Annotated in this window: 11 protein-coding genes; 3 read left to right on the top strand and 8 right to left on the bottom strand. The window is 66.9% G+C overall.

All coding sequences use genetic code 11. From position 1 onward, the window contains the following. Positions 1-81: 81 nt before the first annotated feature. From ACLIJ1_RS17510 to ACLIJ1_RS17490, 5 genes are all read right to left on the bottom strand, one after another. Positions 82-1926, bottom strand: coding sequence for a DUF1566 domain-containing protein (locus tag ACLIJ1_RS17510; RefSeq protein ID WP_411366819.1), 1845 nt, complete (start codon positions 1924-1926; stop codon positions 82-84). A gap of 126 nt (positions 1927-2052) precedes the next feature. Then, entirely contained in the window at positions 2053-3765 is a 1713-nt protein-coding gene (locus tag ACLIJ1_RS17505; protein ID WP_411366818.1) for a DUF1566 domain-containing protein, read from the bottom strand. Between the two features lie 125 nt (positions 3766-3890). Continuing rightward, positions 3891-5735, bottom strand: coding sequence for a DUF1566 domain-containing protein (locus ACLIJ1_RS17500; protein WP_411366817.1), 1845 nt, complete (start codon positions 5733-5735; stop codon positions 3891-3893). 180 nt (positions 5736-5915) lie between these two features. Continuing rightward, entirely contained in the window at positions 5916-7340 is a 1425-nt protein-coding gene (locus tag ACLIJ1_RS17495) for an FAD-binding oxidoreductase (protein WP_411366816.1), read from the bottom strand. Between the two features lie 118 nt (positions 7341-7458). Then, positions 7459-7758, bottom strand: coding sequence for an EF-hand domain-containing protein (locus tag ACLIJ1_RS17490; protein ID WP_411366815.1), 300 nt, complete (start codon positions 7756-7758; stop codon positions 7459-7461). A gap of 219 nt (positions 7759-7977) precedes the next feature. Here ACLIJ1_RS17490 and ACLIJ1_RS17485 point away from each other — a divergent pair, with 219 nt between their 5' ends. The 3 genes from ACLIJ1_RS17485 (at position 7978) to boxB (ending at position 10520) form a co-directional block, all read left to right on the top strand. Continuing rightward, positions 7978-8544: a cob(I)yrinic acid a,c-diamide adenosyltransferase gene (locus ACLIJ1_RS17485; protein WP_411366814.1), complete on the top strand. Its 567-nt coding sequence runs from the start codon at positions 7978-7980 to the stop codon at positions 8542-8544. Continuing rightward, a complete protein-coding gene (locus tag ACLIJ1_RS17480; protein ID WP_411366813.1) occupies positions 8541-8876 on the top strand; it encodes a hypothetical protein in 336 nt (111 codons plus the stop codon). Before ACLIJ1_RS17485 ends, ACLIJ1_RS17480 begins: the two co-directional genes overlap by 4 nt. Positions 8877-9029: 153 nt before the next feature. Then, positions 9030-10520: a benzoyl-CoA 2,3-epoxidase subunit BoxB gene (boxB, locus tag ACLIJ1_RS17475; RefSeq protein WP_411367032.1), complete on the top strand. Its 1491-nt coding sequence runs from the start codon at positions 9030-9032 to the stop codon at positions 10518-10520. A 107-nt stretch (positions 10521-10627) separates the two neighbouring features. On the opposite strand, the gene ACLIJ1_RS17470 is transcribed toward boxB, so the two are convergent. The 3 genes from ACLIJ1_RS17470 to ACLIJ1_RS17460 form a co-directional block, all read right to left on the bottom strand. Further along, positions 10628-11503 (bottom strand): patatin-like phospholipase family protein, encoded by an 876-nt coding sequence (locus tag ACLIJ1_RS17470; protein ID WP_411366812.1) that lies wholly within the window; start codon positions 11501-11503, stop codon positions 10628-10630. Positions 11504-11511: 8 nt separating this feature from the next. After that, complete coding sequence (locus ACLIJ1_RS17465) at positions 11512-12099, bottom strand: OmpA family protein (RefSeq protein WP_411366811.1); 588 nt, start codon at positions 12097-12099, stop codon at positions 11512-11514. Between the two features lie 141 nt (positions 12100-12240). Further along, complete coding sequence (locus ACLIJ1_RS17460; protein ID WP_411366810.1) at positions 12241-12666, bottom strand: hotdog fold thioesterase; 426 nt, start codon at positions 12664-12666, stop codon at positions 12241-12243. Between the last annotated feature and the right edge of the window lie 3 nt (positions 12667-12669).

Below are 12669 nucleotides of genomic sequence, written 5' to 3'. Positions count from 1 at the left end.
TGTCGGTCTTCTCCCACCCGGATCGGGTGGGGCGCCGGCACATTCTAGGGAGAGGGCGCTGGGGTGGCGCAAGAGGCTGTGTCACCGCACCAGCCGCAGTGCAAGGTGGGAGGACCGCGCAAAGGGTTCCAGCCAACCCCCGTCCATGGACAGGCTGTAGGCGAAGTTCAGCGGGTCACCCATGTAGGCGGCGTCCGCCGGGTCGCCCACGGCCGCGGTGCTGGTCCAGAGGTCGGTACCGGGTGCCCCGGGAAATGCCGCGCGATCGGCGTACGGGGCGGACGTCTGGGATTTGTCCAGCAAGCTGGCACCTTCCTTGACATTGGGGATGCGCCAGCCGGACGTGCGCAGGCCCGATCCGTTGGCGTAGAGCAGTGCTTCCCGGTGGGTGTAGGTGGTGGCGGTTCCTGTACAGGCAGAGCCGCTCCAGACCTGGCCTTCGAGGCAACGGCGCCACTGCAGCCCGGTCAGCTTGTCGCTGACCACGTTGTTGGCGCCGTCGGTGCCATAGACCATGGTCGAGTAGCTGTAGCGGCCCCCGCTGACATTGCCCATGTTGCCGCGCACCAGGCGGACAGGCCACGCATTGACATTGCTCTCAACGACGTCCCATCGGTAGCTGTCATTGGCCAGCACCCACTTTTCGGTGGCGCTCGCCGCCTCGCTGCTCCAGAAGAAGCTGGCCACCGTGTTGGGGAACCATGTGGCATCGACAAAGGGTGGTGGACCGAGCAGGCCGTAGTGGTTGAGCGTGGCGAGTTCCAGCACCGTGGGCACGCGCCAGTCGGTGAAGCCGCACAGCGTGGAGGCGTTGACGGCAGCGACATAGCCGCTGGTGTCGGTGGCCGCGCCGCCGCCCTGGCTGGTGTAGGTGTGGTCTTTGTCGCGCAGTCCGCCGTCGTCGGTCTTGCCTTCCCAGTAAAGGCCGGTGACCTGGTCCTGGACGCAGCTGGTCTTGGGTTCGGTGACCAGGGTCGTTCCCGAGAGGCGCGTCACCGGGCCATAGCTCATCGGGTTGTGGGCTGTGCGGACCGAGTCCTGCTGCACATACAGGGGCAGCGTGGCCAGCGTCGCACCACAAGTGCCGAAGAAGTCGGTGGAGGTCACCAGGTTGCGTCCATAGCATTGGTCGGCAGAGAGGCCGGTGTGCGGCAGCTTGTCGGCGTTCCACGCGCTCGACGGCACGTAGTAGCCGATGCCCTCGTAGCTGTAGGTGCCACTGAGGGTGGACTGGATGGAGTCGCGTTCGGTGGCGCTGGCGGTGTAGAAGTGGTAGCCCTTGGCGGGCAGGTAGAAGCGGTACAGCGGCGTGAGGCCCTGGCCGGCGACCTGGCTGGCGTGGTAGGCCGTTCCCTCCAGCTGGAACTGGGGCAGGGTGGCCAGGACCGTGGTCTTCTCGGTCTCGCTGATGGTGTAAAAGTGCACGCCCGTGGCGCTGTTGTAGAAGCGGTAGACGGGGCTCAGCCCCGGCGCGGCTTCGCTGGCCGCTTCAAACGCGGGACCGTCGAACGCGAACTGGGGCATGGTGGCCAGGATGTTGGCCTTCTCCGTCTCGCTGGTGGTGTAGAAGTGCGCGCCGGTGCTGCCGTTGTAGAAGCGGTAGACGGGGATGCGCACTGCGGTGGCCTTGCGCGCGACGTTGCCGTTGGCGTAGTCGTCCCAGGCCGCGATCTGTCCCGGGGCGATCTTTTCCAGCGGGGCGGGTTGCTCCTTGGCGTGGGCCTCGGCGTCCTGGAGCGACCGGGCGTTGAGCCAGGCCGGGGGTGCGCCGGAGGCTGCTTCAAAGACGACGCCTTCGCTGCCGGTGCGGTCCGTGACGGTGGATGCGTGGCCGGATGCCTCGTTGCCGCCGCCGCAGGCGGCCAGCACACAAACCAGGACCAGCGCGGTGCTGGTCCGGAGCAGGCGGATGGCAGGGATGGGCATCGCGATCTCCGGGACATCGGGCGCCGGGATCGGCGCACCGAATTCGCGGGTAATGTGCCGCAGCGCTTCACCGCGCACATGTCCCTTTCGAGATGGTTCCGAAGCAAGCATCCCCCAACCGGTGCATCAGCGCACCAGCCGGATGGCGATCCAGTCGATGGTCCGGTTGCTGTGGTCGAGGTATCCCGCGCCCACCGACACGTCGTACGCAAAGTTGATCGGGTCCACCACATAGCCGGTGCTGGTCCACACGCGCCCTGCCGACGGCGTGCCCACCGGGAAGGCCACCGTGTTCATGAAGGGCGGGGCGGTCGCCGACCGGTTCAGCAGGCTGGCACCTTCCTTCACGTTGGGCAGCCGCCAGCCACGGGCGGTCAGGCTCGGGTTCTCGGCGTAGGCCTGGGCACGGACGTGGGTGAAGCCCAGATAGGTGCCGGTGCAGGCCGTGCCGTTCCAGATCTGCCCTTCCAGGCAGCGCCGCCACTGCAGACCGGTCATGTGGTCGTTGACCACGTTGCTGGCGGCGTCGGTCCCGTAGGGCACCGAGGTGTAGCTGTAGCGGCCGCCCGCGGTGTCGCCCATGCTGCCGCGCACCAGGCGGACCTTGGCCAGGGTGTTGCGGGGCGTCTCCACTTCCCAGCGGTCCTGGGCCATGTACACGGTCCAGGCGGTCGTGATCGAGCGCACCTCGCGGCTCCAGTAGTGGCCGAACGGCATGTTCACCAGCCAGTTCGCATCCACGTGGGGCGGCCCACCGGTGGTGTCGCCGTAGTTGAGCAGCGTGATCAGCTCCAGGGTGGTCGGCAGGCGCCAGTCGTTGTAGCCACAGAGTTTGGCCGCGTTGACCGATGCCACATAGCCGCTGGCGTCGTTGGCGGCCAGGTTGCCCCAGTTGGTGTAGTTGTTGTCCTTGTCGCGCAGTCCGCCATCGTCGGTCTTGCCTTCCCAGTGCAGGCCGGTGACGTTGTCGTAGACGCAGTTGGTCAGGGGCTCCAGGATGAAGAACATCCCGGCGGGGCGCCGCACGCCGCTGTAGGACATCGGGTTGATGGCGGTGCGGGCCGAGTCCTGGCTGAACGACATCGACACTGTGTTGCCGGTGCAGGCGGAGAACACGAACGACGAGGTGTTGTTGTCGTAGCCGTAGCACTGGGCGGTGGTCAGGCCGGTGTGGGGCAGCTTGTTGGGGTTCCAGTTGCTGCCCATGACGTAGTAGCCGATGCCCTCGTAGCTGTAGCCGCTGGCGGTGTTGGCGATCAGCGCGTCTTTCTCGGCGGGACTGGCGGTGTAGAAGTGAAAGCCCCGGGTCGGCACGTAGAAGCGGTACAGCGGCAGCAGGCCCTGACCCGCGGCCGGGCTGGCGTGGTAGGCCACGCCATCGAGCTGGAACTGGGGCTGCGTGGCCAGGATGGAGGCCTTCTCGGCTTCGCTGATGGTGAAGAAGTGCACGCCGGTCTGCGTGTTGTAGAGGCGGTAGACCGGTAGCAGTCCCGGGGCCGATTCGCTCGCCGCCAGGAAGGCGGTGCCATCGAAGGTGAACTGCGGCATGGTCGCCAGCAGCGTGTTCTTCTCGCTTTCACTGCTCGTGTAGAAGTGCGCGCCGGTGCGCGTGTTGTAGAAGCGGTAGACCGGGATGCGTGTCGCGATGGCCTTGCGGGTGGCGGAGGTGGTGCTGGGGCTGCCCGGGGATGCAGCGCCGGGCGCGGATTTCTCGACCGGCGGTCCCGATGCTTCGTCGCCCTGGCCGCCGCCGCAGCCAGCAAGACCCAGCAGCCACGACAGCACCAGCGCTGCCGCGCCCAAACTCCGCACACGTCTGCCCGTGGCTCCAGCGTTCATGACCGACTCCTTCAGGACAAGCGTTGACCCGGTGCTTCCGCGCCAGGCAAGGCAGCGGAACACCGGGTAAGCACTGTCCGGCGTCCGGTCACCGGCCGCCAGTGCCAAAAGTCACTGTCTCGGGGCTAGCGCACAAGGCGGATGGAGTGCGTGTTGCTTCGGCCGGAAATATCCATCCACCCGCTCGTCATGCTGATGATGTAAGCGTTGTTCAGGCCGTCCACGGCGTCGGCCGTTGTCGTCCACAGGTTGTTGCTGGCTGCGCCGGGAAACGCGCTGCTGTTGATGAACGGCGCGGCGGTAGCGGCCTTGTTGAAGAGGCTTGATCCTTCCTTGACGTTGGGCAGTCGCCAGCCGGAGGCCGGCAGGCCGGACGCATTGCTGTAGACCAGTGCAGCGCGGTGGGTGTAGGTGGTGGGAGTGCCGGAGCAGAGGTACCCGCTCCAGGTCTGGCCTTCGAGGCAGCGGCGCCACTGCAGGCCGGTCAGTTTGTCGTTGACCACATTGTTGGTGCCGTCGGTGCCGTAGGCGATGGTCGAATACGTGTATCGGCCACCGGCAACGCTTCCCATGCTGCCGCGCACCAGCCGGACTGCACGGAGACTGTCGCCCGTCATGACGCCCTCGTAGCGCCCCGTGCCGTGCGTGACCGTCCAGTATCCGCCGCCGCTGGTCGCTTCGCCCGTCCAGTAGTAGGGGGTGCTCAGGGTATTGGGGAACCAGGTCGGGTCGACATAGGGGGCGGCGTCGGTCCGGCCATAGTGGTTGAGCGTCATGAGTTCGAGTGCCGTGGGCATGCGCCAGTCGGTGAAGCCGCACAGGCTGCTGCCATTCACGGCCGCGACATAGCCGCTGGCGTCCGTGGCTGCGCCACCGCCCTGGTTGCTGTAGAGGTTGTCCTTGTCGCGCACACCGCCGTCGTCGGTCTTGCCTTCCCAGTACAGGCCGGTGACCTGGTCGTAGACGCAGTTGGTCTTGGGCTCGGTGATGAAGAACAAACCCACACGGCGGAACACCGAGCCATAGCTCATCGGGTTGTGGGTGGTGCGCGCCGAGTCCTGCTGCGAGTACAGCGACGAGAAGATGGCGATCAGGCTGCAGGTGCCGAAGAAATCGGTGCCGGTCACGATGTTGCGCCCGTAGCATTGGTTGGTGCCAATGCCGGTGTGCGGCAGCTTGTCGGCGTTCCAGGAGCTCGACGGCACGTAGTAGCCGATGCCCTCGTAGCTGTAGGTGCCGCTGAGGGTGGACTGGATGGTGTCGCGTTCGGCAGAGCTGGCGGTGTAGAAGTGGTAGCCCTTGGAGGGCACGTAGAAGCGGTAGAGCGGCGTGAGGCCCTGACCGGACACCTGGCTGGCGTAGTAGGCGGGACCTTCCAGAACGAACTGCGGATAGCTGGCCAGGATCGTGGTCTTCTCGGCCTCACTGATGGTGTAGAAGTGCACCCCGTTCTGGGTGTTGTAGAAGCGGTAGACAGGGCTCAGGCCCGGTGCCGTTTCACTGGCGGCTTCGTAGGCTGGCCCGTCGTAGTTGAAGTTGGGCATGGTGGCCAGGATGTTGGCCTTCTCGGTCTCATTGGTGGTGTAGAAGTGCGCGCCCGTGGTGCGGTTGTAGAAGCGGTAGACAGGGATGCGCACAGCGGCCGACTTGCGGGCCACGTTGCCGCTGGCGTAGTCGTCCCATGCAGCGATCTGCCCGGCCGCCAGCTTCTCCAGCGGAGCGGACTCGGCGGAGGTGGCCTTGGCCTGGACTTCGGCGTCTTCCAGCGACTTGGCGTTGAGCCATGCGGGCGGTGCGCTGGAGGCTTGTTCGAAGACAACGCCTTCGGTGCCGACGCGGGCGGTGGCGGTCGAGGACGCGCCTCCAGTCTCTTCGCGGCCACCGCCGCAGGCAGCCAGGCCCAGGCAGAGCAGCCAGGCCAGTGCCGGACGGGCCGCAGCCACAGCGCTTGTTCTTGTCAATGTGTCCATCATCCCCTCCTCGGGTGCAGCGGGAGGTGCAGGGAAAGCGTCGGCGTCCCGCCAGGTTCCGACGAAGCCGAACTATGGAGGGACTAACAAATTGACACATGTCCCGAAAGTAATGGGACATGCCTCATCGGAGGGACGCCGAGGCTTCCACGGTTGCGCCGTGTGAGGCGCGGTATTCGCTCAGATCGCGAAGATCTTGCCCGGGTTGAGGATGTTGTCCGGGTCGAGGGCGCGCTTGATGGTGCGCATCATGTCGACCGCGCCGTCGCCGGCCTCGGTGCGCAGGAAGTCCATCTTGTGCAGACCGACGCCGTGTTCGCCGGTGCAGGTGCCGCCGAGTTTGAGCGCGCGCGCCACCAGGGTCTGGTTGAGCGCTTCGGAGACGCGGTGCTCTTCCGGCTTGGCCGGGTCGATCAGGTAACCGAAGTGGAAGTTGCCGTCGCCCACGTGGCCGACCAGGAAGTAGGGGATGCCGCTGGCGTCTGCCTCGGCCACCGAGTCGAGCAGGCAATCGGCCAGCTTGCTGATCGGCACGCAGGTGTCGGTGCTGATGGCGCGGCAGCCGGGCTTGCTCTGGATGGCCGCGAAATACGCGTTGTGCCGCGCGGTCCACAGGCGGGTGCGCTCTTCGGGCGTGGTCGCCCATTCAAACGCGTTGCCGCCGAATTCGCCGGCGATTTCCTGCACCGTCTCGGCCTGTTCCTTCACGCTCGCGGGCGAGCCGTGGAACTCCATCAGCAGCATGTGTTCTTCGCGCAGGCCCAGCTTGCTGTGTGCATTCACCATGCGCACGGTGTTGGCGTCGATCAGCTCGCATCGCGCGATCGGCACGCCCAGCTGGATCACCTGGATCACGGTGCGCACGGCCGCTTCAATCGTGGGGAACGAGCAGGTCGCGGCCGAGATCGCCTCGGGCAGCGGATACAGCTTGAGCGTCACTTCGGTGATGACGCCCAGCGTGCCTTCGCTGCCCACCATCAGGCGCGTCAGGTCGTAGCCGGCGCTGCTCTTCTTGGCGCGCGTGCCGGTGCGGATCACTTCCCCTTTGGCCGTCACCACTTCGAGCGCCAGCACGTTCTCGCGCATGGTGCCGTAGCGCACGGCGTTGGTGCCGCTGGCCCGCGTGGCGGCCATGCCGCCGATGGAAGCGTCGGCGCCCGGGTCGATCGGGAAGAACAGGCCTTCGCTTTTCACAGCATTGTTCACGCCCATGCGGGTGATGCCGGGCTGCACGGTGACCGTGAGGTCCTCGGCGTTGATGGACAGCACCTGGTCCATGCGGCTGACGTCGATACTGATGCCGCCTTGCACGGCCAGCAGGTGGCCTTCGAGCGAAGAACCGACGCCGAACGGGATGACGGGAACCTTGTATTGCGCGGCGAGCTTGACCGCATCGGCCACGTCTTGCGTGGACTGCGCAAACACCACGGCGGACGGTGGTGGCACGCTGAAAATCGATTCGTCGCGGCCGTGGTGTTCGCGCACCGCCAGCGCGGTGGAACACTGCGCGCCGAAGCGCTGCTGCAGGGCGTCGATCAGGGCCGCGGGAACCTCGCGCAGCTGCAGCGCGGGTGCGAGGTGGTGGTGTTCGGTGGGGGCGTTCATGGACGGTCTCCTGGATCGTTCTGCGCCGCGGCGCCTGGCCGCGGGCGGGGTGATCCGGCAGTGTAGACCGGGTGCCGCCACGGTGGGGCCACCGCGGCGACTGCCCCCACCACGGGCATCACATCTTCATCGCCTTGGCGAACTCCGCGCTGCTGACGGCGCCGTCCTTGTCGGCGTCGATGCGGTCGAAGCTGACCGCGACGGCCGGCAGGGCGGCCGCTTCTTCGCGGGTCAGCTTGCCGTCGCCGTTCTTGTCAGCCTTCACGAAGGCGGCGGTGACTTCGGCGTCGCCGGCGGGCGCGGCCGGGGCTGCGGTGCTCTGGGCGTAGGCGCTGCCGGCCACACCCAGGGTGACGCTGGCGATCAGCATGAGGCTGCGGGTTTCAAAGGCGGTGATGCGTGAGTGGCGTTGGGTCATCAGGAACTCCTGTGGTGTTGAAAGGACCGCCATTGCAACGTCGATCGCGCCCCGAGGCCAGCGCTTTTGCCGGCTGTTTCCTCACGCACCTTCTGCTTGCCTGAGACACATTTGCCTGTGTTCCCTTACATCCGGGTCTTTGCCGCCCGCGGACCGGCTTTCACGGACAATGCCAGCTCGCGGCGCGCGACCGGATGCGCCGCCCCCGCAGGAGACTTCATGGGCAACCGCCTTACACAGATCGCGACCCGCACCGGCGACGCCGGCACCACCGGCCTCGGAGACAACAGCCGCGTGTCCAAGAACAGCCTGCGCGTGCACGCGATGGGCGATGTCGACGAACTCAATTCGCAGATCGGCGTGCTGCTGTGCGAAGAGATGCCGGCCGACGTGCGCAGCCTGCTGGTCGAAATCCAGCACCAGCTGTTCAACCTCGGTGGTGAACTCTCGATTCCCGGCTACGAGCTGCTCAAGCCTGAGGCGGTGGCGGCGCTCGACGACGCGCTGGAGCGCTACAACGCGCAGCTGCCGCGGCTGCAGGAATTCATCCTGCCGGCCGGCAACCGGGCGGCCTCGCTGGCCCACGTCTGCCGCACCGTGGCGCGCCGCGCCGAACGCGCGCTGGTCGCGCTGGGCAACGAAGAGGCGATCAAGGAAGGCCCGCGCCAGTACCTCAACCGCCTGTCGGACCTGATGTTCGTGCTCGCGCGCGTGCTCAACCGCATGCACGGCGGCGACGACGTGTACTGGAAGAGCGAGCGCCTGGCCCAGGGCGACGCCTCGTGAACCTGCGGCTGCCGGCCCTGCTGCTGTGTGCGCTGGCCGGTGCAGCGCAGGCGGCGGCGCCAGCCAGTCGCCACGTCGGACTGGTGTGCGAGGCGGTGTACCTGCCGGCCCGCTCGACCTGGACCCGCCAGGTCGACATCGACTACGACCAGCGCAAGGTGACGGCGGTGCGCATCGACGGCGTCAGCGTCTACAGCTTCTCGGTCACAGGCACGGTGATCCTCACCGCGGTGGACAACGAACGCATCCAGATCGACGCCGCCGCGCCTTCCTGGCACAGCGACTTCCGCGGCCTGGCCCAGTCGCAGGGCCATTGCGAGCGCACCCCTTAGGCCGCTCAAGGCTCCCTAGGGTCAACCCTGAATCCGGTCTGGCCAGGATTTGATCTGGCGCAAATGGGCGGCCAAACACAGGCACGATACTGCACTTTTCCGTTCATCAACATGCATTAAAGTGCATTCAACGAGGAGACTGCCGTGAGCCAACTGAACGCAGACAGCCTGGTCGAAGACCGCGAATCGATCCAGAGCGACAACTTCGTCGAGGTCAACTACGACGACCGCATTCCCAACAACGTCGACCTGTCGTCCGACCGCCAGCTGCAGCGCGCGTTGGAGAGCTGGCAGCCCAACTACGTGGAATGGTGGAAGGAAATGGGCCCCGAGGGCTTCCAGAACGCCGAGGTCTACCTGCGCACCGCTGTGGGCGTGGACCCGGCCGGCTGGGCCAAGTTCGGCTACGTGAAGATGCCCGACTACCGCTGGGGCATCCTGCTGGCGCCCAAGGTTGAGGGCCGCACCATTCCGCACGGCAAGCACAAGGGCGAGCCGGCCTGGCAGGAGGTGCCCGGTGAATACCGCGCGCTGCTCAAGCGCCTGATCGTGGTGCAGGGCGACACCGAGCCGGCCTCGGTCGAGCAGCAGCGCTGGCTCGGCGCCACCGCGCCCAGCCTGTACGACATGCGCAACCTGTTCCAGGTCAACGTCGAGGAAGGCCGCCACCTGTGGGCCATGGTCTACCTGCTGGTCAAGTACTTCGGCAAGGACGGCCGCGAAGAGGCCCAGGCCCTGCTGGAGCGCCGCAGCGGCCACCAGGACAACCCGCGCATCCTGGGCGCCTTCAACGAGAAGACCCCCGACTGGCTGAGCTTCTTCATGTTCACCTACTTCACCGACCGCGACGGCAAGATGCAGCTGGCCGCGCTGGCCGAATCGGGCTTCGACCCGCTCTCGCGCTCCTGCCGCTTCATGCTGACCGAAGAGGCGCACCACCTGTTCGTCGGCGAGACCGGCGTCGGCCGCACGGTCGAGGCCACCTGCGCCGCGATGAACAAGGCCGGCATCACCGACCCCTACGACACCGAAGCCATCCGCAAGCTCGGCGTGGTCGACCTGCCGCTGCTGCAGCGCAAGGCCAACTTCCACATGAGCGTGACGCGCGACCTGTTCGGCAGCGAGATCAGCTCCAACGGCGCCGACGCGTTCAACACCGGGCTGAAAGGCCGTTTCAACGAGGCCAGGCTCGAAGGCGACGACCACCAGCTGCAGGACGCCACCTACCCGGTGCAGCGCGTGGTGATCGGAGGGCTGGTGTGGGAAGACGTGCCCGCGCTGCGCGCCATCAACAGCCGCCTGCTCGATGACTATATCGCCGACTGCCAGGGCGGCATCGACCGCTGGAACAAGACGATCGAGAAGGCCGGCATTGACTTCAAGATCGCGCAGCCGCACAAGGGCTTCAACCGCAGGATCGGCGAGTTCGCCGGGCACCGCATCAGCCCCACAGGCGAAGTGCTGAGCGAAGAAGTCTGGGCCGCACGCTGCGAAGAGTGGCTGCCCAACGACAGCGACCTGACGTTCATCCATTCGCTGATGAAGGCCCACCACGAACCCGGCCAGTACGCCAGCTGGATCGCGCCTCCCCGCATGGGCATCAACCAGCAGCCCGTCGATTACGAGTACGTAAAAATCGACTGAAGGTACATGGCCCCCACGCTCCGCCGCTGCGCGGGTCGCTGCCCCCCGAGGGGGCGCGAATTCAGCTTGGGGCGGCCCTGCGCTGAATTCCGGGCCCTCTCGCTCCTTCAGCTCAGCCCAAGCTTGCGGCGCAGTTCGGGGATGGCGGCCTGGCCGGCGGCGTAGCCGGCCTCGATCATTTCCTTGCGTGCCGAAAAGTCCGAGCTGTCGAACTCGTCGGTGCGCGGCTGGATCAGGACGTTCGCGGTCTTGCCTTCGAGCTGGGCCAGCGAACGGCCCATGATCTCGAACGACTGCAGGATGATTTCGTAGAGACCGCTGCGCGGCTTGGTGGTCGGCCTGCCGCCCACGTCGACGGCGATCACCAGGTCGGCACCCAGCTGTCGTGCCACGGCCACCGGCACCGGGCTGGTCAGCCCGCCGTCGACCAGCTCGCGTCCCTCGAAGGTGGCCGGAATGAACACGCCGGGGATCGAACACGACGCGACCACCGCCGCACCGGTGTCGCCGCGCTGGATCGCCACCTTTTCGCCGGTCGCCAGATCGGTCGCCACGGCCGCGAAGCGGCGCGGCATCTTCTCGATCGGCATGTTCTCCAGGAAGCCGTTGACCAGGCGCTTGAGCGCCGCGCCGCCCATCATCCCGCGCTTGTTGCCCGAGGACAGGTCGGCGACGTCGATGTCTTTCACCTTGAGCGCAACCTCCTGCATCTTCCAGGGCGAGAAGCCCGCGGCGTAGAACGCGCCGACCAGCGAACCCGCGCTGGTGCCCGCGACGATGCTCACGGGAATCTTCGCTTCGTCCAGCGCCTGCAGCACGCCGATGTGCGCGAAGCCGCGCGCCGAGCCACCGCCCAGCGCGATGCCGATGGTCTTGCCAGCGACGGGCCGGGCGGCCGCCGCAGGCTTGCCGCCGGCCTGTGCGCGCACAAGACCCGAACCCGCGAGACCGGCGCCCAGCGCCAGCCAATGTCTGCGTTGCATGTCCATGCTCATTTCTCCACCGGCTTGACCAGACCCTGGTCGATCAGCGCCTTGAGCTGGTCCCAGGCCGAGGCGAACGCACCGGCGGGCTCACCCTTGGTGATGTTCTCGATCTTTTCTTCCAGCAGCACCACCTCGACGCGGCGGTTCAGGCGACGGCCTTCGTCGGTGGTGTTCGAAGCCACCGGGCGGCGCGCGGCGAAGCCGGCGGACTTGATGCGCGCTGCGGGCACACCGCGCGCGACCAGCGCCTTGCCGATCTCGGCCGCACGTTCGTCGGACAGCTTCTGGTTCATCTCGGCCGCGCCGGTGTTGTCGGCATGGCCTTCGAGCGCAATCGCCTTGTCGCTCTTGGTCGTCACCAGTTGCGCGATGCGGTCCAGGTAGGGGCCGGCCTCGGAGGCGTTGAGCGCGCTCTTGCCGGTCTCGAACAGCGCCGCGCTGGGCAGGAAGATTTCCACGCCGCGTTCGGCCTGCTGGATCGGCAGCACCGGGCCGCGGTAAGGCGCGGGGGCGGGCGTGGTCTGGCAGGCGGCCAGCAGGGTGGCGGTGAGGACGGGAAGCAGGAGCCGTTGGGCGAAGGTGCGTCGAAGCATGGTGGGGCAGAGGTCGGTTGTCGGAGCGGGGCCGCGCCAGCTTAGGGGCGCCCCGCCCGCAGGGACCGTCGACTCCGATCTCGTCCGCACAAACCGTGCGCTATTGCCGTGCCTGTCGTTCGGCAGCAACCGCAGCGGCAACTACCGCGGCGCCAGGACCGCCATCGTGATGCGCGATACGCAGGTCAGCTCGCCTTCTTCGTTCTTCATGTCGATCTGCCAGACCTGGGTGGTGCGGCCGATGTGCACCGGCCGTGCGGTGCCGGTGACCCAGCCGCTGGTCGTGCCCTTGAGGTGGTTGGCGTTGATGTCCAGCCCGACGGCGCGGTGGTCGGGAGGGCAGCTGTACGCCGCGCCACAGCTTCCCAGCGTCTCGGCCAGCGCCACGCTCACGCCGCCGTGCAGCAGGCCGTAAGGCTGGCGCGTGCGCGCGTCCACCGGAACGCGTCCGACGATGAAGTCGTCGCCGACTTCCATGAACTCGATGCCCAGATGCTCGTTGGCAGTGCCTTTGCTGACCGCCGTGAGGATCTCGCAGGAGATGGGCTTCTTCCAGATGCCCGCCATGGT

Source organism: Hydrogenophaga sp. RWCD_12 (genome assembly GCF_046604225.1).
Lineage (GTDB): Bacteria > Pseudomonadota > Gammaproteobacteria > Burkholderiales > Burkholderiaceae_C > Hydrogenophaga.
This window is presented reverse-complemented; position numbering and strand designations above follow the sequence as displayed.

Coding starts and splice junctions, on each gene's coding strand:
- ACLIJ1_RS17460 (WP_411366810.1), bottom strand. CDS start 12,666: ATGGCGGGCATCTGGAAGAAGCCCATCTCCTGCGAGATCCTCACGGCG.
- ACLIJ1_RS17500 (WP_411366817.1), bottom strand. CDS start 5,735: ATGGACACATTGACAAGAACAAGCGCTGTGGCTGCGGCCCGTCCGGCA.
- ACLIJ1_RS17490 (WP_411366815.1), bottom strand. CDS start 7,758: ATGACCCAACGCCACTCACGCATCACCGCCTTTGAAACCCGCAGCCTC.
- ACLIJ1_RS17495 (WP_411366816.1), bottom strand. CDS start 7,340: ATGAACGCCCCCACCGAACACCACCACCTCGCACCCGCGCTGCAGCTG.
- ACLIJ1_RS17470 (WP_411366812.1), bottom strand. CDS start 11,503: ATGCAACGCAGACATTGGCTGGCGCTGGGCGCCGGTCTCGCGGGTTCG.
- ACLIJ1_RS17485 (WP_411366814.1), top strand. CDS start 7,978: ATGGGCAACCGCCTTACACAGATCGCGACCCGCACCGGCGACGCCGGC.
- ACLIJ1_RS17510 (WP_411366819.1), bottom strand. CDS start 1,926: ATGCCCATCCCTGCCATCCGCCTGCTCCGGACCAGCACCGCGCTGGTC.
- ACLIJ1_RS17505 (WP_411366818.1), bottom strand. CDS start 3,765: ATGAACGCTGGAGCCACGGGCAGACGTGTGCGGAGTTTGGGCGCGGCA.
- ACLIJ1_RS17465 (WP_411366811.1), bottom strand. CDS start 12,099: ATGCTTCGACGCACCTTCGCCCAACGGCTCCTGCTTCCCGTCCTCACC.